This window comes from Paraburkholderia antibiotica (assembly GCF_012927125.1).
Classification (GTDB): domain Bacteria; phylum Pseudomonadota; class Gammaproteobacteria; order Burkholderiales; family Burkholderiaceae; genus Paraburkholderia; species Paraburkholderia antibiotica.
Map to the genome: position 1 here is coordinate 15,197 of NZ_JABBFZ010000026.1, position 19,018 is coordinate 34,214.

A 19,018-nucleotide genomic window follows, 5' to 3' on the forward strand; every position below is an offset into this window, starting at 1 on the left:
GTTGGCGTGATCCGCGCACTCGGCAACTTACTGTTCCGACACGAACGAGAACGGGCTCAGCTTAGCGATCGAGCCGTCCTGCACGCGCTTCGTGATCGCCGCGATGTCCGGCGCGAAGTAGTGATCGAGCTCGTAATGCGCGACGTCCTTGCGCACCAGGTCCATCACCTTCTGCAGGCTCGGGCTGGTCTTGTGCGGCGCGCGCAGGTCGACGCCCTGAGCAGCGGCGAGCAGTTCGATCGACAGGATGTTGGCGGTGTTCTCGGCGATGTCGCCGAGCTTGCGCGCCGCGAACGTCGCCATCGACACGTGGTCTTCCTGGTTCGCCGACGTCGGCAGCGAATCGACCGAGGCCGGATGCGCGAGCGTCTTGTTTTCGGAGGCGAGCGCGGCGGCCGTCACGTGCGCGATCATGAAGCCGGAGTTCACACCGCCATCCTTGACGAGGAACGGCGGCAGACCCGACAGCGTCGCGTCGATCAGCAGCGCGATGCGGCGTTCGGCGAGTGCGCCGATTTCCGCAACGGCGAGCGCGAGGTTGTCGGCCGCGAACGCGACCGGCTCGGCGTGGAAGTTACCACCCGACAGCACTTCGCCGGTGTCCGGGAAAATCAGCGGGTTGTCCGACACGGCGTTCGCTTCGGTGAGCAGCGTCTCGGCGGCCTGACGCATCTGGTCGAGACACGCGCCCATCACCTGCGGCTGGCAGCGCAGGCTGTACGGGTCCTGCACCTTGTCGCAATCGACGTGCGACACGTTGATCGCCGAGCCTTGCAGCAGCGAACGATATGCCGCCGCCGCGTCGATCTGGCCTTGATGGCCGCGCAGTTCGTGGATGCGCGCATCGAACGGCTTGACCGAACCGGCCGCCGCGTCGACCGACAGCGCGCCGGCGACGAGCGCCGTGCGGTACAGGTCTTCGATCGCGAACATGTTGTAGAGCGCGAGCGCGGTCGAAGCTTGCGTGCCGTTCAGCAGCGCGAGACCTTCCTTAGCCTGCAGCGTCATCGGCTTCAGGCCGACCAGCGCGAGACCTTCGGTGGCCGCCATGCGCTCGCCCTTCGCGAACACTTCGCCGACGCCGAGCAGAATCGCCGACATATGCGCGAGCGGCGCGAGGTCGCCCGAGGCGCCGACCGAACCCTTGACCGGGATCACCGGCAGCACGTCGGCGTTGAACAGCGTAATCATCGCTTCCATCACTTCGCGGCGGATGCCCGAGTGACCGCGGCCGAGGCTCGACAGCTTCAGCGCCATCAGGAGACGCACGACAGGACGCGACATCGGCTCACCGACGCCGACCGCGTGCGACAGCACTAGATTGCGCTGCAGCAGTTCGAGCTGGTCGCGCGGAATGTGCGTGCTGGCGAGGCGGCCGAAGCCGGTGTTGATACCGTAAGCCGGCTCGCCCTTGGCGGTGATGTCGGCGACGGCCTGCGCGCACGCGTCGATGGCGGCGTGGCTCGCGGGATCGAGTTGCAGCGTGACCTGTTCACGCGCGATCTGGCGCAGTTGCGGGAGGGTCAGGTAGCCGGGCTTCAGAATCATGGTTGTCATCCTGTCTATACAAGTTCAAATAAGTCTAACGGGCAGGTCTTGTATATACAACTTATTTTTAACGATTTCGTGCCTGGGGATTTCCATGAGCCGGGATATTCGTCATGGCACGGATGTCGGAAGCTTGCTGTCGGGTCGTGCGCGGGCGCCTCGGCGCCCTGCGCGGCGAGCGGCGGAAATCGCTCGATGAGCAAACTTGTATATACACGTTAGCGGCAGCGAAGGCGGTATGGTCCACTGCGGGCCGGCCCTCGCAACCGCTCGCCGCTGGGCCAATAACTGAGTTATAGGAGAGTGCACGCGCTGGGCAAACAGCGCGGCGATTCGTGCGGGAGGAAGGAGTGAAGCGAAGTGGCTAAGATGGGGGCTGGCGGAAAAATTATCGAAGCGCGAGCTGCCGGGCAGCACGCTGCGAACCGGTCAGACGCTTACGCTACAGGCTCACCCGCGCCGCGATGAAATCCAGAAAGCACTGCACGCGCCCTGCCAGCGACGCGCTCTGGTAATACACCGCGTTCACCGGCTGCCGTTCGTCGACGAGCAGCTTGCCGAGGATCGGCACGAGGCGGTTTTCGCGCACGTCGGCGGCGGTCATGAAATCGGCGAGACAGGCGATGCCCCAGCCGGACAGCGCCAGTTGCCGCAACGTCTCGCCGCTCGACGCGGTGATCGACGGCTCGATCTTCAGCCGCGCGGCCGGCTCCTGCGACGCGCCGCCGCCGCGCTTGCTGCGCCCGCCCGCTGCGCGCAAAGGCCAGCGATTCAGATGCTCCGGCGCGGTAAAACCGATCAGCCGATGCTCGCGCAACGCATCGAGCGTGGCCGGCTCGCCGTGCTCGGCCAGATACGCGGGACTCGCGAGCACGCGCAGTTTGCTGCTGCCGAGCGAGCGCGCATGCAGCGTCGAATCCTGCAACGCGCCGATGCGGATCGCGATGTCGACCTTCTGTTCGAGCAGATCGACGATCCGCTCGTTGCTGGTCAATTCGAGCCGGATCTCCGGATACAGCGCCGAAAACGCCGTCATATGCGGCGCCACGCAATGCAGCATGAACGGCGACGCCGCGTCGACGCGCAGACGCCCCGACGGTCGCTCGCGGCCACGCGCGACCGATTCCTCCGCCTCCTCCATCGCCGCGAGGATCGCGCGGGCGCGCCGCAGGAACGCGTCGCCCTCCTCGGTCAGATGCAGACGGCGCGTCGTGCGCCGCACCAGCGCGGTGTCGAGTTTCTGTTCGAGACGCGTGAGCGCGCGGCTCACGCCGGACACGGTCTGGCCGAGTTTTTCGGCGGCCGCGGTGATCGAGCCGCTGTCGATCACCGTGACGAACACCAGCAATTCGTCGGTGGAAGTTTTCATTGTTGATTTCAAATCAAGATTGATTTGAGACTAACACGCTTTTTGCGAGAATCCAGCCGCGCGATACTGCATGCCAGTCGATCAGCGCAGGCGCTCACAGCCGCCGCCGATCTCACCCAACAGGGTTGCGGTCCCTCGTTTCCGCATCAAGGAGAACGTCTTGAAGATTTTCGTGACTGGCGCAAGCGGTTTTATCGGCGGCTCGATCGCGGCGCATCTTGCGCGCGCCGGCCATCAGGTCCGCGGTCTGATCCGCAAGCCCGAGCACAGCGCCGAGCTGCAGCGCCTCGGCATCGAACCGGTGATCGGCACGCTCGACGACCGCGCGTTGCTAAGCGCCGAAGCGCAAGCCGCCGACGCCGTCGTCAACGCGGCGAGCAGCGACCATGAGGGCGCGGTCAACGCGCTGATCGACGGACTCGCCGGCTCCGGCAAGGTGTTTCTGCACACCAGCGGTTCGAGCATCGTCGGCGATGCGTCGGGCGGCGAAGCGGGCGACGCGCGCATCTATCACGAAGACGCGCTGCCCGAGCCGACCGCCGACAAGGCCGCGCGCGTCGCGATCGATCAACTCGTGCTCGACGCGGCGCAGCGCGACATCCGCTCGGCAGTGCTGTGCAACACGCTGATCTACGGCCACGGCGCGGTGGCGGGCAGCGCGAGCGTGCAATTGCCGCGACTCGTGCGCCAGGCGCAGAAGAGCGGCGTGGTGCGCCATGTCGGCAGCGGCGGCAACATCTGGTCGAACGTGCATATCGACGACGTCGCCGAGCTGTATCGCCTCGCACTCGAGAAAACGCCGGCCGGCACGTTCTATTTCGTCGAAAGCGGCGAAGCGTCGTTCCGCGACATGAGCGCTGCAATCGCGCGCGCGATGCAGCTCGGCGCGCCGCAAGACTGGCCGCTCGACGACGCGAAGCAGGAATGGGGCTACGAAATGGCTTCGTACGGTCTCGGCTCGAACAGCCGAGTGCGCGGCGAGCGCGCGCGCAAGCTGCTCGGCTGGCAGCCGCGCCGTACCTCGGTGATCGAGTGGATCGAGCGCGACATGATGGCGATGGACAAGGCTGTCTGAACGCGTGCGGGACTGCGGAGTTTCTGTGTCGCTTCTGCGTCGCTTCTGCGCCGCTTCTTCACTGTTTTTTGCGTTTTCTCTGCGCAGCCCCCCGTCGTCAAAATCATGCCGAAGCGTGCGTGCGGGAGCTCCCCCGCACGCCACCATCGCAACGCGTCCGAGCCGTCGCCGGGCGCGTGCCGCCCATTCTTCAGCTCTCCTCACACGCCCGCGCGGTCGTAATTTCTGTAAGCGCAATCGTTGCGAATCCGTAAGCTCATTTCGATAGAATCGCGCCGTCCTGAGCGTGCGATCAGCACCGTCGCACGACCGTCGCCCCCGAGCCCGAATCCGATCGATGACCTTTGCGCTGAATTTCGACTGGCTGACCAACCTGCTGGCGATTCTGTTCGTTATCGCGTGCCTGTACGACACGCGCTATGACGAATACGGTGTATTGACACTCGCCGCCGCCGCGATGGGCCTCATCGTGATGGCAATGGAAATGTTCCTGAAGCCCGCGTTCGAGATGGCGCTGTAGCGCGCTGCCGCGCCGTTACCGCCCCGCTGTTTCCCACTCGCCGCACGCCGCGCACCCACCGCGCGCGCTGTCCTCATACCGGTCGTGATGCCTGACCCAGTCGGTCAGATTGCTGGCCTCGTTACGCCCTTTCGGCGTCACGTCCAGATGCGCGTAGGTGTTGATGAAGCGCTCGTCGCCGCGACCGTAGCATGAGTACGTGTGATACACGTCGCCGTTGTCATCCCGGTAGAACACGCTGTGACCGTGCTGTTCGTCGATGCCGACATCCTGCTCGGTGAAGTTGTAGAACGCCTTTTTACTCGCCAGTTGCTCGGGCGTGAACGACACGTGGTAGTCGAAATTGAAATCGCTGCCGCTCGACGACACCCACGGAAACGTCCAGCCCATGCGCTTTTTGAAAGCCTCGATCTTCGCGAGCGGCGCGTGCGACACCGTCACGTAGCTGACGTCGTGATGTTCGAGATGCGTGACGATGCCGACCATATGGTCCGACAGGAACGAGCAGCCGACGCAACCCTCTTCCCAGTCCGGTCCCATCATGAAGTGATAGACGATCAGCTGGCTGCGGCCATCGAACAGTTCGGCGAGCGTCTTGCGGCCCTGCGGCGTCTCGAACGTATAGGTCTTGTCGACCTTGACCCATGGCAGCTCGCGACGCTTGCGCGCGAGTTCGTCGCCGGCGCGCATATGCGCTTTTTCCTCGGCGAGCAGCGCGCGGCTCGCGGCCAGCCACGCTTCGCGGGTTCCGATGCGGTGTTGCGGTTCCATCTGCGGCTCCTTTCCTGCGCGAGGCAGGCCTGATCTGACGACATGCGCCGGGCAGCGTGTCGTCGCCCCCGACGAACAGCGCGAATTCCGGCGCGCTCACACGAAAGTCAAGGACAGGTACGCAGATTCCGCAAGTCCGCGCGAGCCCACGCGAACTCGCCGCGGCACGCAACAGCACGACACGCCGTAGCACGCCGCGCAAACTCAGATCGCCCAGCCGCCGAGATAGAAGCCCACCAGCACCACCGCGATCGCCACAGTGCCGACGTTGAGCTTGCGATACTCGCCGCTCACCACGCGCCCGATCACCAGCGTCGCGAAGCCGAGCATGATGCCGGTCACGATGTTGGCGGTCAGCACGATGAACACCGCGCACACGAGCCCGGCCATCGCGTCGACCATGTCGTCCATATGCAGCTTGCTGACGTTCGACAACATCAGCAGGCCGACGTACATCAGCGCCGGCGCGGTCGCATACGAAGGCACCAGCGCGGCGAGCGGCGAGAAGAACATCACCACCAGAAACAGCAGACCGACCACCGCCGCCGCCATCCCGGTCTTCGCGCCCGCCGCGACACCGACCGTCGATTCGATATACGCGGCGGCCGGCGCGCCGCCGAGCAGGCCCGAGAAGATCGAGCTCAACGAATCGGCGGTCAGCGCGCGGCCGCCGTTGATGATGCGACCGTCCGCATCGAGCTGCCCCGCCTGCCCCGCGACCGCGCGAATCGTGCCGGTCGCGTCGAATACCGCAGTCATCACCAGCGCGAGCACGCTCGGCAGCACAGCCATCGACAGCGCGCCCTTCACGTCCATCGCGCCGATCAGCGACGCATGGCCCGGCGCCGCGAGCGACGGCACCGCGAACACGCCGTGAAACGCGACGGCCGGATCGATCACGAGTCCGATCGCCGAAATCGCGATGATCACGATCAGGATCGAGCCCGGCACGCGCCGCCGCACCAGCCCGAAAATCGCCGCGAGCCCCGCCACCGACATCAACGCCGGCAACGCGGTAATCGCCCCAAGCGACACCGGCAAGCCGGCGCCCGGATTCTTCACGACGAGGCCGACGTCGTTCGCGGCGATCAGCAGCAGAAACAGGCCGATACCGATACCGGTGCCGTGCGCGATGCCGGTCGGCAGATTGCGCAGGATCCACGCGCGCACGCCGGTCACCGAAATCGCGGTGAACACGACGCCCATCAGGAACACCGCGCCGAGCGCGACGCTCGGGTGCAGGCCCTTGCCGAGCACGAGTCCGAACGCGGTGAACGCGGTCAGCGAGATCGCGCAGCCGATCGCGATCGGCAGACGCGCCCACACGCCCATCAGCAGCGAGCCGAACGCGGTGGTCAGGCACACCGCGACGAACACCGCGCTGGTGTCGAAGCCCGCCTTGCCGAACATGCCCGGCACGACGAACACGGAATAGACCATCGCGAGAAAAGTCGTAATGCCGGCGACGATCTCCTGGCGCTGCGTGCTGCCGCGCGCGGAGATGTCGAAGTAACGGTCGAGAAAGCCTTTGCCGGCGCTTGATTCGGTGTCGAACGATTCGCTCGCGACTTCGGAAGTCGCGAGAGCCTGGGGTTCCATCATGATGAGTGCCTCCTTTATCAGCATGCTGAAACGGCTGCGGTCGGCGCGGCCGTCGTCAGGGTTGTCTCGTGGGTTTATTGAATGGGAAATGCGCTTTTCTGAGTCGCAATGTAGGTGAAGACAAATATGCGTCCAATCGCATGAATGGCATGCCGGACATATCGCCCGACGTATATCTTTGGCACGACGCCAAAGCGCGTCGGCGCGCCGCGCGTTTACACCTACGGGATTCGGGCGGCCGCGAAGTGGGCCGAAAGCGCGCCGAAAACCGACCGGTAAGGCCGGCGGCGGGCACGCAACGTGCAGCGCGAGGGCGCCGAGGCGCGCGCGAAACCCGGTCCGCGTGGCCGTGCGGGTTAAACTCTGGGCCGTACCTCATCCAACCGCGGCGGCTCATCGCGCTCGCCCGCACCTGCTACGTGGAGCTTTTCCCGATGACTGGCGGTTTTCCGCGTCCTGTCCGGCGCTTGCCGATCGCATCGATCGCGTCGATCGCGGCGCGTCCCTCGTTCGAATCATTCGAGCTGCACGCGCTGTTGCGTGTCGCGCGCGTGCTCGCGGCACTCGCCGCGCTGCTCGCGTTCGCGGCGCTGTCCGGTTGCAGCAGCATGCTGTGGGGCAACCAGCAGGCCCCGATCGTCGATGCGACGGTGATGCCGGTCGAGCCGGCCAGCGCGCCGGCCGCGGCATCCGCGCCGGAGCCGGCCGAAACCGCGAACGAGCCGGAGCAGCCGAAGAAACCGAAAAAACCTGTCGTCAAACCGCGCCGGGTCGAACCGGCGCCGGCCGTCGCCGCGCCGCCGCCGCCCCCGCCGCCGCCCGCGCCACGACAACTGATCCTGCTGCGCGCGATCGATCGCAACGCCGCCCACACGCTGCTCGACAGTCAGGTGCAGAAGCCCGATGGCAAGCCGGTCGGCCGCGCGGTCGACATGATCGCCGACGCAGGCGGCAAGCCGCTCGAGATGGTCGTCAATCTGCAGGGCTTTCTCGGCGTCGGCGACCGCAAGGTGAACTTCCCGTGGAGTGCGTTCCGCTTCACGCCGAGCGTGAAGGCTGCGCCGATCACGCTGAACGCGGGCGCGGTGCCGGCCGCCCCGAACAAGACGAACGCGCCGCAACTGCCGATGCTCGATGCGACCGTCGAGCGCGCGAACGGCGCGAAGGTCGGCCGGGTGGTCGACGTGCTGATCGACGGCAATGCGCAGCCGCAGGCGGTGGTGCTCGACGTCAGCGGGATGGTCAGCACCGAGCGTCGCACGATCGCCGCGAACTGGTCGGCGCTGCACTTCGTCACGCGCGACAAGGAACTGCATCCGCTGCTCGAACTGAGCGATGCGCAGATCAACGCGACGCCGCCCTACGCCGCCGATAAACCGATCCGCGCGGTGTCGCCCGGCCCGGCGCCGACGCCCGCCGCCTCCGCGGTGCCCGCCGCGTCCGCGCCGGGCGCGTCGGCCGGTGGGTCGGCGAATGCGGCGCCGCCCGGCTCGACCGCAGTGACGGTCTCCAACGCACGGGCGGTCCGATGACGGTCCGCACGGTAGTCACGGCGCGAAGTCTGCGCGCGCTCGATTGGCTGAACTTCTTCGTCGCCAATGTGCAGACCGGCTTCGGGCCGTTCATCGCGTCGTATCTCGCGTCGCATAAATGGACCCAGGGCGAGATCGGTATGGTGCTGTCGGTCGGCACGATCAGCGCGATGGTCAGCCAGGTGCCGGGCGGCGCCGCGGTCGACGCGCTGCGCAACAAGAAAGGCGCCGCCGCGTGGGCGATCATCGCGATCATCCTGAGCGCGCTGCTGCTCGCGGTCAGCCCGACCGTGCTGCCGGTGATCGCCGCCGAGGTGTTCCACGGCTTCGCGAGCTGCATGCTGACGCCGGCGCTCGCCGCGATCTCGTTCGCACTGGTCGGACGCGCGAATCTCGGCGACCGGCTCGGCCGCAACGCGCGGTGGGCATCGATCGGCAGCGCGGTCGCGGCCGGTCTGATGGGTCTCTTTGGCGAGTACTACTCGCCGCGCGCGGTGTTCTTTCTGACCGCGGGGCTCGCGCTACCGGCGCTGATCGCGCTGTCGATGATCCAGCGCACCGACACGATCGAGCTGCCGCGCGCAGCACCCACGCCCGAGCAGCTGGAACGGCGCGAGAGCCTGCGCGAGCTGCTGCGCGACCGGCGTCTGCTGCTGTTCGCCGCGTGCATCGTGCTGTTCCATCTGTCGAACGCGGCGATGCTGAATCTCGCCGCCGGCGAAGTGACGGCCGGCATGGGCGACAACGTGCAGCTGGTGATCGCCGCGTGCATCATCGTGCCGCAGGCGATCGTCGCGATGATGTCGCCGTGGGTCGGCCGCTCAGCCGAACGCTGGGGCCGTCGGCCGATCCTGCTGCTCGGCTTCTCCGCGCTGCCGATCCGTGCGCTGCTGTTCGCGGGGATCAGCAGCCCGTATCTGCTGGTGCCGGTGCAGATGCTCGACGGCCTGAGCGCCGCCGTGTTCGGCGTGATGCTGCCGCTGATCGCCGCCGACGTCGCCGGCGACAAGGGCCGCTACAACCTGTGCATCGGTCTGTTCGGACTGGCGGCCGGGATCGGCGCGACGCTCAGCACGACCGCGGCCGGCTTCGTCGCCGATCATTTCGGCAATGCGGTGAGCTTCTTCTGCCTCGCGGCAGCGGGCGCGCTCGCGGTGCTGCTGGTATGGGCCGCGATGCCCGAGACGCGCGATGCGCCGGCCAGCGACGGCAATGGGGATGGGGCGGCGGTGACGCAAGGTGGGAAATCGACGGCGCGGTGAGACGGGTGAGCTGATAAGCCGGGGCGTGGTCTGATCGTTGGCGTCGGATCACGTCGTGAGCAGCTTGTCTATGTAGGAGGCTAAGTCTGGCAACGCACCGGCCATCTTCACTATGCGTAATAGCTGATGACTTGCCAGGGATGCACCAGGTAGCCAGAATGGCGGGTCTCGTCACGCTGTTGTACTCGCGCTTTGCATATCAAAGAACCATAGGGTAAGGCGACGAAAGCCGGCACGGCCCGTCGCTGCGTCCAGAATTATTAGAATCGGGGAATAACACATGCGGATTTTTCTACGTGCGGTCGTCGTGGTGTGGTGCAGCGTATTGTTAGGCGCTTGTGGAGGCGGCTCCGGCAGTTCGGGGTCGAGTTCGAGCACCGCTTCGACGTCGCCTGTTTCGCTGGCGGCAGGTTCCAGCAAGACCCTCGCGGCCAACACGTCCGTCTATGTGCCTTCCGGCACGACCGTTACCGCGCCGAACGGCACGACCATTACGATTAACGGTTCATCGAACACCGTGTTTACGCAAGCGGGCGCACTAGTCATCGTGCCCGCCAGTGCGACAGGCCCGGCGAACAATGTCGTCACGACTGGGCAGTCGACCGGCAGCGGTCTTTCGACGTCCGCATTGTCGGTTACCAGCCTCGCCGGTTCGGCGAGCACGAGCGCGGCACCTGTCGACGGAACGGGAGCCGCCGCCATTTTCTGGGGCGGTGGCCATCTCGCGTTGGACGCATCTGGAAACGTCGTTCTGTCCGATCGAGGCAGCCTTCGGAAGGTTACGCAATCGGGGGTGGTCACGACATTGACGACTCAAGGCTCCTGGGACGGGGTCGCAGTCGACCCGTCCGGCAACATTTATGGATCGGGAGACCTATTGGTCACTTCAGGCTCGCCAGTCATATGGGCGGCGTTGCTTCAGGAGTTCTCGGCTGCCGGCGTGTACAAGCCATTGTTCCCGCAGTGGGAAAGCGCGAGTGCCAATCCGTCGGAAGGCTATGGCGGTGTCGTGATCGACAGCAAAGGGGCGCTGTTCCAGGCGGACGTGGTGAACAACCGTATCGTGAAGTTTGACGTCGGTAGCAACAGCTGGTCGGTTTTCGCAGGCAGCGGCACTGCCGGCAATCAGGATGGGGTCGGCACGAGCGCGACGTTCACGCTCTCTACGTCGGCCGATCTTGCCATCGACAGCAACGACAACCTCTATGTGAAGAGCCTCGGCACGGTTCGAAAAATTGCACCGGACGGCACGGTCACGACGATCGCCAGCCAGTTGCCAGTGACGGTCAACGGCGCGACGATCGCCGTCGACAAGTCGGGGAACATCTACACCTCGGGTGCGGCAGTGATCGCCCGGATTGCCAGCGACGGCAGCGTCGTTTCGTATCCGTTCCCGAACACGACGGATGTCATTACGTCGCTGGCCACCGACAGTGCCGGTAACCTTTATGCCGGAACGCGCGGCATCGGCGCGCAGATCTTCAAGATCACGTTCCCCGATAACTGATCGTGAGTGAAGCGCGGCGTCCGTTCTGACGCCGCGTGCCAGATAGCCAAAGAGGCGCGATCAAAACGATCGCGCCTCTTTTTTTGGCCTACCGCCATCGCCCTCTGCTTCAATCAATCGGCTTACCCGCCATATCGCGCATCCACGGCAACGGCAGCAGCGACACCACGCTGCAACCGATCAGATACCACGCCGGCGCAAGATTGCTGCCGGTCATCGAGATCAGCCACGTCGCGAAGAACTGCGCGAAGCCGCCGAAAATCGACACGCCGAGGCAGTAGACGATCGACATGCCAGTCGCGCGGATCGCGCGTGGAAACAGCTCCGGCAGCATCACGATATTGGGCACCGCCGTGAACGTGACGAGCACCGCGAGACCGGCGACCACCGCGAGCAGCACGGGCACCGTCGGCGTTGCGTTGATCACCATGAAGGCGGGATAGACCGCAAAAATCAGCAGCACGCGCGACACCCACAGCACGGGCTTGCGCCCCACCCGGTCGGACAGCCTGCCCGCGAACGGCGAGCAGATCACCGTGACCACCGCGCCGGTCCACGCCGCCCACAACGCCGATGCCATCGGCAGATGCAGGATACGGATCGCGTAGGTCGACAGATAGAACAGCACGATGTAGTTCGCCGCGGTGCCACCGATCGTCGTCAGTACGCCGGCCGTGATCGAGCGGCGGTGGTCGCGAAACAGCTTGCGCGCGGGCATCGATGCGGGTTGTCCGGCGGGGTTCGGAACCGGCTGCGACGTCGTCGGCGAGCCGGAGCTGGAGACCGTCGCCGCCGCGCCCTGCGCGCTCGCTGCGCCATCCTCGACACCCGGCAGGGTCTCGTCGAGATGCCGCCGGATATAGACGCCGATCGGCCCCATCGCCATGCCGATCACGAACGGCACGCGCCAGCCCCAGCTTTCTAACGCGGCCGTCGACAGCATCGACGCGAGCGCGACGCCGAGCAGCGACCCGACCACCGTATTCGCGCCCTGGCTCACGAACTGCCAGCTGCCGTAGAAGCCGCGCGTGCGGTCGCTGCCGTATTCGAGCAGCAGCGCCGTCGATGCGCCCACCTCGCCGCCCAGCGCGAAGCCCTGGATCAGTCGCGCGAGGATGATCAGCAACGGCGCGGCGACGCCGATCGCCGCATAGGTCGGTGCGAACGCGATGATCGCCGAGCCGAGCGTCATCAGCCACAGCGTCAGGCTCATCGCGGCCTTGCGGCCCGCGCGGTCCGCGTAGCCGCCGAGAATCACGCCGCCCACCGGCCGCATGATGAAACCGACGCCGAACGTGCCGACCGCGAGCATCAGTTGCACGAGCTGGCCTTCGACCGGGAAAAACAGCTTGCCGATGATCGTCGCGAAGAAGCTGTAGATCGTGAAGTCGAAGAATTCGAGACCGTTGCCGAGCGTGATCGCGGCGATCGCCTTCGCGTGGCTGACGCGTTTTTCAGGCTGCGCGGCGGCAGCGGCGGACTGCGGTGTGGCGGAATAGTCCATCTGTGTCTCCATCGTGTGCTTGCGGCGAGACGCGCAGGTCGGCTCGTGTATCTGCATGAGCGTCGACCCGCATGTCGATGCGCGCGTCCGCGCGTGCGGCGCGCGCCGTCAGCTTCAAACCAGGAACGTCTGCGCGAGCTTGACCCAGTAAGCCGCACCGGTCGCGAGGCACGCGTCGTTGAAGTCGTAGCCCGGGTTGTGGACCATGCAGCCGCCCTCGCCGTCGCCATTGCCGATGATCAGATAGCTGCCCGGACACTTCTCGAGCAGGAACGCGAAGTCCTCGCTGCCGGTGAGCGGCTGCATGTCGTGGATCAGGCCGTCTTCGCCGAGCCAGTCGAGCGCGACCTGACGCGCGAGCGCGGTCATGCCGGTATCGTTGACGAGCACCGGATAGCGACGCTGATAGTCGACCTCCGCGCGCGCGCCGAACACCGCCGCCTGGCCGGTCGCGACCGCGGTGATGCGCTCCTGCAGATGGTCGCGCACTTCGGGACGCAGCGCGCGCACCGACAGGCGCATCTCGGCGGTTTCGGGAATTACGTTGGGCGCGTCGCCCGCATGGATCGCGCCGACCGTGATGATCGCCATATCGAGCGGCGCGATGTTGCGCGACACGATGGCCTGCAATGCCAGCACGATCTGCGCGCACACGACGACCGGATCGACCGCCTTGTGCGGCACCGCGCCATGGCCGCCGCGCCCGGTCACCTTGATGACGACCGTATCCGACGACGCCATGAACGAGCCCGGCAGAAAGCCGAACTTGCCCGTCGGATGTCCCGGCATGTTGTGCATCGCGAACACCGCGTCGCACGGAAACTGTTCGAACAGGCCGTCTTCGAGCATTTTCTTCGCGCCGGCGAGACCCTCCTCGGCCGGCTGGAAAATCAGATTCAGCGTGCCGTCGAAGTTTTTCTCTTGTGCAAGGTGTTTGGCCGCGGCAAGCAGCATCGCGGTATGGCCATCGTGGCCGCATGCGTGCATCTTGCCGGGCACCTTGCTCGCATAGGGCAAGCCGGTGTTTTCGTGGATCGGCAGCGCGTCCATGTCGGCGCGCAGTCCGAGCCGGCGCGTGCCGTTGCCGAGCTTCAGTTGCCCGACCACGCCGGTCTGTCCCATGCCGCGGTGTACCGTGTAGCCCCACTCGGTGAGCCGCTCGGCGACCAGATCGCCGGTCGCGAATTCCTCGTACGCGAGTTCCGGCTGCGCGTGGATGCGGCGGCGCAGCTCGATCATTTCCTGTTCGACTTCGGCGATGCCCGCCGGAATGGCCATGGTGTTCACGTGTCGTCTCCTGTCGACCGGACTAGGCGCTTCAGCGCCTAGTCCGGTCCCATGCAAAGCGGTCGGTGGGACTTGGCGCTTTAGCGCTTAGTCCGGTCCCATGTAAAACAATCGGTCGGACTAGGCGCCTCGGCGCCTAGTCCGACCATGCGTTGATCCCGAACCCAGCATAGCCACGTTAATATTCAAGCGGCAGGCGTAGAATCGTTTCGCCAGCAACCATTGGTTGCCACTCCCAGGCAGCCCGATTCGATGAAACTGCATCAACTCAATACCCTGGTGGCCATCGCGGATACCGGAAGTATCCGGGCGGCAGCACGCTCGCTGGGCCTGTCGCCGGCCGCCGTCACCAAGGCGATGCGCGAGCTCGAAGCCGATCTGCACGCACCGCTGATCGTGCGTGGCGCGAGCGGCGTCGCGTTCACCGAGTTCGGTCGCGCGCTCGTCGTGCATGCGCGGCTCGTGCTCGGTCAATTGCAGCGTGCTCAGGCGGAGATCGAGTCGCTGCGCGGCGGCGCCGCCGGCAAGCTGTCGATCGGCGTCACGCCATGGGTCGCGCTGACGTTTCTGCCGCCCGCCGTGCAGCGCTTTCGCGAACGCATGCCGGACGTGCAGCTGGAATTCTTCGAGGGTCTGCTCGCGGTCGTGCAGCCGCGTCTGCGCGACGGCAGCCTGGATTTTTCGATCGGCCGGCCGGCGCCCGCGTCGCCGCAATCGGAGTTTCACAACGTGCCGCTGTTCTCGACGCATTCGGCGGTGGTCGCGCGGCGCGATCATCCGAAGGCCGGTTGTCGCTCGCTGCATGAACTCGAAGACGCCGAGTGGGCGTTGAACTGGGATACCGCGAGCCGCGAGTCGATGGCAGACAACCTGTTCCGCCGACGCGGCATGCGCGTGCCGCGCACGATCCTGCTCGCGCATTCGCTGTCGATCGTGCTCGGCCTGCTCGCGCAGACCGACATGCTGAGCATTTTTCCGTGGCCGCTCGTCGAGGTCATGCTCGCGAAAGAAAACCTCTGGGCGTTGCCGCTGCGCGAAACCGTCGACGAAACGATCGTCAGCATCACGTCACGGCGCGGCACGCCGATGAGCCCTGCGGCCGCGTATTTTCTCGACTGCCTGCGCGAGACGATCGACAAAGGCGCGCGCTCGCAGGATCCGGAGCAGAAGCGCCTGTTTCATTCGATCGAATTGTTGCTATGACGGCGCGGCCGGCGTCCCGCCTGGCCTCGCTTCTCCGCTAACGGGTCGGCAAGCGGATGGGCCAACCGGGCGGCGTGCCGCCCAATCCACCCCGCCCACTCCACCCGTCAATCCAGAAACTCGCTCGCGCGCTTTCTCAGCATCGCGCTGAAATCGTCGAGCCAGCCGATCGACAGCCGCCAGCTCTGCCAGTACAGATCGACGTCGATATGCTTGCCCGGCGCGATCTCGACCAGTTCGCCGCTCGCCAGATGTCCGGCGATCATCCGTTCGGGGCACATGCCCCAGCCGAGCCCGGTCACGCACGCGCGCAAGAAACCGGCGACGTGCGGAATCCAGTGCAGCGGCGGATCGAGTTCCGCGCGCGTGACGCGCCGCATGAAGCGCTTCTGCAACTGGTCCTTCGGATTGAAATCGACGCAAGGGGTGCGGCGCAGGCTGTCGCGCGTGACGCCGTCGGCGAAATAGCGCGCCTGAAACTCCGCCGAACAGACCGCCAGATAGCGCATGCGGCCGAGCCGCACCGAGCGGCAGCCCTGCACCGGCTCGGCCTGGGTGGTGATCGCGCCCTGCACGCTGCCGTCGCGAATCCGCTGCGCGGTGTGGTCCTGATCGTCGACCACGAGGTCGAGCAGCATCTCGCGTTCGACGCAGAACGGCGCGACCGCATCGATGAACCAGGTGCCGACGCTGTCGTCGTTCACAGCCACGCGCAGCGTCGGCCACGACTCGACCAGCGCGCCGGGCAACGCCGGCAGACGGCCGTTCAACTCCGCTTCGAGCAGTTGCACGCGTTCGGTATGGCGGCACAGCAGCGCGCCCGAGGTCGTCGCGACGCACGGCTGGCCGCGCTTCACGAGCACGCTGCCGACCCGCTCCTCCAGCAGCTTGACCCGCTGCGACACCGCCGACGGCGTGATATTGAGCTCGCTCGCGGCGCGGTCGAACGAACCGTGGCGGACCACGGCGGCCAGCGCGTCGAGCAGCGCATAGTCGAGCATTAGCGTTCCTTAATCGACGTTAAGTAAATTAGCTTCTCTTATGAGCCGCCAGCCCGCAGACTAGCGTCATCGGTTGTCCCCGTCCATCCCCTTTTCGTTTTTCGGACCGCTTATGAACTGGTTGTCTTTTTCCCATGGCGCCGCGTTGTGCGCATCGCTGATCGTGACCATCGGCGCACAGAATGCGTTCGTGCTGCGCCAGGGCATCATGCGCTCGCACGTCGGCAAGATCGTGCTGCTGTGCACGCTATCGGATTTCATCCTGATCGGCGCCGGCGTCGGCGGCGCGGCGGTGCTGATGGAGCGCTATCCGCGCTTCGTGCACGCGATGCTCTACGTCGGCCTCGCGTATCTCGCGTGGTTCGGCATCAACGCGCTGCGTCGCGCGGTGCGCCCGGGGCATGCGGTGCTCGACGGCTCGGCAAACGAGTCAGCCGACGACGCGGCTCATAATGCGCCCGCCGCGCAACGGGCGTTGCCGATCGTCCTGATGACGCTCGCGTTCACGTGGCTCAATCCGCACGTCTACCTGGACACGTTTCTGCTGATCGGCACGGCCGGTGCGCGCGAGCCGGAAGGCGCACGGGTCGCGTTCGCGCTCGGCGCGATGGTCGTCAGCGCAGTGTGGTTCGTCGGTATCGGTTATGGCGCGCGCCTGCTCGCCCCGCTGTTTCGCCGCGCGACCGCGTGGCGTGTGCTGGATGGCGCGATCGGCAGCATGGTGTTGCTGCTGGCGGTCACGCAGTTGCGCTGACTCTGCGATCCGGGCCGTCACGCGGCAAGGCGTGACGGCCCGCGCGATCCGAATCAGGCTTCAGTCGATCTTCACGTTTTTTGGGGCCCGCCGCGAACCTTGCGCGGCGACACGTCACGCTCCGCCCTCTTCTCGCTCTTCTCGCGCAATCGCAGCGGCCAACTCGCCGATCTGCGTTTCGGCAAATACGCGAATGCCGTGCTGCGTCAGCAGCGTCGCCGTGACACCGGCCGCCGTATGCTTCACGCCGCTAAAACTGCCGTCGTAGATGAAGCTGCTGCCGCATGACGGACTGCCGTCGGCGAGCAGCGCATAGCGACAACCTTCCGCTTGCGCGCGCCGCAACGCATGCCATGCACCGGCTACGAACAGCGCGCTCACGTCCGTGCCGGTGTTGTCGGTAATCACCGCGTTATGCGCGAGCACGTCGGCACCGCTACGGCGTAGCGCGATTTCCGCGGCGGGCCTCGGCGTCGGCAGACCGGCGGCCACTTCCGGACAGACGATCACCAGACGGCCTTCGTCGCGCCATCGCGCGAGCCATGCGTCGCCGACCGTCTTAGCTGCGCCGTTATAGCGCACGGGCTGGCCGGCGAGGCACGCGCTGAACAGAATCTTCAACATGGGGATGAGCGCGCTCGCGGCGCGGCGGTGGCGGCAACGACGACGGGAAAGACATGCGAGGTCCTGGCCCCAGCGAGACCTTTCCGCGAGCGCCACCTGACCACCGGGACGCTCAAATTGGCATGACGAATCAAATCGACCGAGATCATCGTGGGCACACCTATTGCTGAACTCCGATCGCCGGCATCTTGCCCGTAAAGACGCACGACGTCCACAGCGGGGCGCCGTTCCAACGTTATTTCAACAATCCACCGGTGGAGGCACCATGCTTCGATACGCTGTCATTTTCTTCATCATCGCCATCATCGCCGCGGTGTTCGGCTTTGGCGGCATCGCCGCGGGAGCGACCGAAATCGCCAAGGTGCTGTTCTTTATCTTTATCGTGATCTTCCTGGTCACGCTGCTGATGGGCGTCATCCGACGCTGACCGTTGCAGGCGGCGTCGGCGTCATGTCGACGCCGATCATGATCTCCCGATGCGTAACGGCAAACGCCACCGTGAGGTGGCGTTTGCCGTCGTCGCTGCTTTTTCAGTGAGTGCTGTATCGATGGAGACAACAGCGCCTTTGCAATAGTTGCCGCACCGTATTGCAATAGTTGCCGACACCTCGGGCTTTCTCCCTACCCTTTAGTGCCACTGCTGATGCATGCGCCGTTCGATACGATCGCATGCGTGAGTGGCGGCGACGCATCGAACAAGGTGGTATGGATCGCGGAGTGACGTCCCAATGCCCGCAAACACGACAGCCTCGACGACCGCGAGCGACGATCGGCCGCCACGCTTCGCGCTACGAAACATAAACGATCAACGCCCCGGCATCGGCACTGGCTTCCGCGATGCCCACACCGATCACGCGATATTCTCCGCCTCATACAAGCGCCGCCCCGCCGCGTCCTTGCTGCCGAGGATCGGCTGATAGTCCATCGGCCACTCGATACCGATGTCGGGATCGGACCACAGCAGGCAGCGTTCGAGCTCGGGAAACCAGTACTCGGTGGTCTTCCATACGCATTCCGCGACGTCCGACAGCACGACGAAGCCGTGCGCGAAGCCAGGCGGCACCCAGATCTGTCGCTGGTTCGCGTCGCTCAGGTATTCGCCGCTCCATTTACCGAAATTCGGCGAATTGAGGCGCACGTCGACCGCGACATCGAACACCTCGCCGCGCACGACGCGCAGCAGTCGCCCCTGCGGGCGCTGCACCTGGTAGTGCAGGCCGCGCAGCACGCCGCGCACCGCGCGCAGATGGCGGTCCTGCACGAAATTGAAACCGGGCGCGACGTCGTCGGCGAATTCGTCCGCGCTGAAACTCTCGAAGCAGAAGCCGAACTCGTCGCCGAACACTTCCGGCTCGATGAGTTTCACCTCCGGCAATGCCGTCGCCATGACCTTGTTGCCCATCGCCACTGTGCTCGTAAAAAGGCTGGCCAGCGAAGATGCGGCCGCTACCGCGACCGC

At 65.7% G+C, this 19,018-nt stretch carries 17 protein-coding genes; 8 read left to right on the plus strand and 9 right to left on the minus strand.

The window, feature by feature from the left end; all coding sequences use genetic code 11:
* Positions 1-27 precede the first annotated feature (27 nt).
* Entirely contained in the window at positions 28-1,548 is a 1,521-nt protein-coding gene (gene hutH, locus HHL14_RS28850; protein ID WP_169501010.1) for a histidine ammonia-lyase, read from the minus strand.
* 442 nt (positions 1,549-1,990) lie between these two features.
* Complete coding sequence (locus tag HHL14_RS28855; protein WP_169501011.1) at positions 1,991-2,917, minus strand: LysR family transcriptional regulator; 927 nt, start codon at positions 2,915-2,917, stop codon at positions 1,991-1,993.
* A gap of 160 nt (positions 2,918-3,077) precedes the next feature.
* Here HHL14_RS28855 and HHL14_RS28860 point away from each other — a divergent pair, with 160 nt between their 5' ends.
* Both HHL14_RS28860 and HHL14_RS28865 read left to right on the plus strand, forming a co-directional pair.
* A complete protein-coding gene (locus tag HHL14_RS28860) occupies positions 3,078-3,992 on the plus strand; it encodes an NAD-dependent epimerase/dehydratase family protein (protein ID WP_169501012.1) in 915 nt (304 codons plus the stop codon).
* A gap of 337 nt (positions 3,993-4,329) precedes the next feature.
* The gene (locus HHL14_RS28865; RefSeq protein WP_169501013.1) at positions 4,330-4,512 is read left to right on the plus strand and encodes a hypothetical protein; all 183 of its coding nucleotides are present in this window, start codon (positions 4,330-4,332) and stop codon (positions 4,510-4,512) included.
* 15 nt (positions 4,513-4,527) lie between these two features.
* Here HHL14_RS28865 and HHL14_RS28870 read toward each other — a convergent pair whose 3' ends face one another.
* Both HHL14_RS28870 and HHL14_RS28875 read right to left on the minus strand, forming a co-directional pair.
* Positions 4,528-5,283, minus strand: coding sequence for a DUF899 domain-containing protein (locus HHL14_RS28870; RefSeq protein WP_169501014.1), 756 nt, complete (start codon positions 5,281-5,283; stop codon positions 4,528-4,530).
* Between the two features lie 204 nt (positions 5,284-5,487).
* The gene (locus HHL14_RS28875; RefSeq protein WP_169501015.1) at positions 5,488-6,885 is read right to left on the minus strand and encodes an NCS2 family permease; all 1,398 of its coding nucleotides are present in this window, start codon (positions 6,883-6,885) and stop codon (positions 5,488-5,490) included.
* A 434-nt stretch (positions 6,886-7,319) separates the two neighbouring features.
* Between HHL14_RS28875 and HHL14_RS28880 the strand changes: the two genes are divergently transcribed.
* The 3 genes from HHL14_RS28880 to HHL14_RS28890 all read left to right on the plus strand — a co-directional run bounded on the left by HHL14_RS28880 (position 7,320) and on the right by HHL14_RS28890 (position 11,186).
* Positions 7,320-8,417, plus strand: coding sequence for a PRC-barrel domain-containing protein (locus HHL14_RS28880; RefSeq protein ID WP_169501016.1), 1,098 nt, complete (start codon positions 7,320-7,322; stop codon positions 8,415-8,417).
* Positions 8,414-9,679 carry an MFS transporter gene (locus tag HHL14_RS28885; RefSeq protein WP_169501017.1) on the plus strand — a complete coding sequence of 422 codons (1,266 nt, stop codon included), beginning with the start codon at positions 8,414-8,416 and terminating at the stop codon, positions 9,677-9,679. Before HHL14_RS28880 ends, HHL14_RS28885 begins: the two co-directional genes overlap by 4 nt.
* Positions 9,680-9,959: 280 nt before the next feature.
* Positions 9,960-11,186: an NHL repeat-containing protein gene (locus HHL14_RS28890; RefSeq protein WP_169501018.1), complete on the plus strand. Its 1,227-nt coding sequence runs from the start codon at positions 9,960-9,962 to the stop codon at positions 11,184-11,186.
* Positions 11,187-11,295: 109 nt separating this feature from the next.
* On the opposite strand, the gene HHL14_RS28895 is transcribed toward HHL14_RS28890, so the two are convergent.
* Together HHL14_RS28895 and HHL14_RS28900 are read right to left on the minus strand one after the other, a co-directional pair.
* Complete coding sequence (locus HHL14_RS28895) at positions 11,296-12,690, minus strand: MFS transporter (RefSeq protein ID WP_169501019.1); 1,395 nt, start codon at positions 12,688-12,690, stop codon at positions 11,296-11,298.
* A 114-nt stretch (positions 12,691-12,804) separates the two neighbouring features.
* Positions 12,805-13,977 carry a M20 aminoacylase family protein gene (locus HHL14_RS28900; RefSeq protein WP_169501020.1) on the minus strand — a complete coding sequence of 391 codons (1,173 nt, stop codon included), beginning with the start codon at positions 13,975-13,977 and terminating at the stop codon, positions 12,805-12,807.
* A gap of 252 nt (positions 13,978-14,229) precedes the next feature.
* On the opposite strand from HHL14_RS28900, the gene HHL14_RS28905 reads away from it, so the two are divergent.
* A complete protein-coding gene (locus HHL14_RS28905) occupies positions 14,230-15,180 on the plus strand; it encodes a LysR substrate-binding domain-containing protein (RefSeq protein WP_169501021.1) in 951 nt (316 codons plus the stop codon).
* 107 nt (positions 15,181-15,287) lie between these two features.
* Here HHL14_RS28905 and HHL14_RS28910 read toward each other — a convergent pair whose 3' ends face one another.
* A complete protein-coding gene (locus tag HHL14_RS28910; RefSeq protein WP_169501022.1) occupies positions 15,288-16,181 on the minus strand; it encodes a LysR family transcriptional regulator ArgP in 894 nt (297 codons plus the stop codon).
* Positions 16,182-16,293: 112 nt separating this feature from the next.
* On the opposite strand from HHL14_RS28910, the gene HHL14_RS28915 reads away from it, so the two are divergent.
* Positions 16,294-16,935, plus strand: a complete 642-nt coding sequence (locus HHL14_RS28915; protein WP_169501023.1) for a LysE/ArgO family amino acid transporter — start codon at positions 16,294-16,296, stop codon at positions 16,933-16,935.
* Positions 16,936-17,049: 114 nt separating this feature from the next.
* Here HHL14_RS28915 and HHL14_RS28920 read toward each other — a convergent pair whose 3' ends face one another.
* Positions 17,050-17,559, minus strand: a complete 510-nt coding sequence (locus HHL14_RS28920; RefSeq protein ID WP_169501024.1) for a DUF523 domain-containing protein — start codon at positions 17,557-17,559, stop codon at positions 17,050-17,052.
* 265 nt (positions 17,560-17,824) lie between these two features.
* On the opposite strand from HHL14_RS28920, the gene HHL14_RS28925 reads away from it, so the two are divergent.
* Entirely contained in the window at positions 17,825-17,986 is a 162-nt protein-coding gene (locus tag HHL14_RS28925; protein ID WP_075643641.1) for a DUF1328 domain-containing protein, read from the plus strand.
* 423 nt (positions 17,987-18,409) lie between these two features.
* Here HHL14_RS28925 and rfbC read toward each other — a convergent pair whose 3' ends face one another.
* The gene (gene rfbC / locus HHL14_RS28930) at positions 18,410-18,961 is read right to left on the minus strand and encodes a dTDP-4-dehydrorhamnose 3,5-epimerase (RefSeq protein WP_169501025.1); all 552 of its coding nucleotides are present in this window, start codon (positions 18,959-18,961) and stop codon (positions 18,410-18,412) included.
* Positions 18,962-19,018 lie beyond the last annotated feature (57 nt).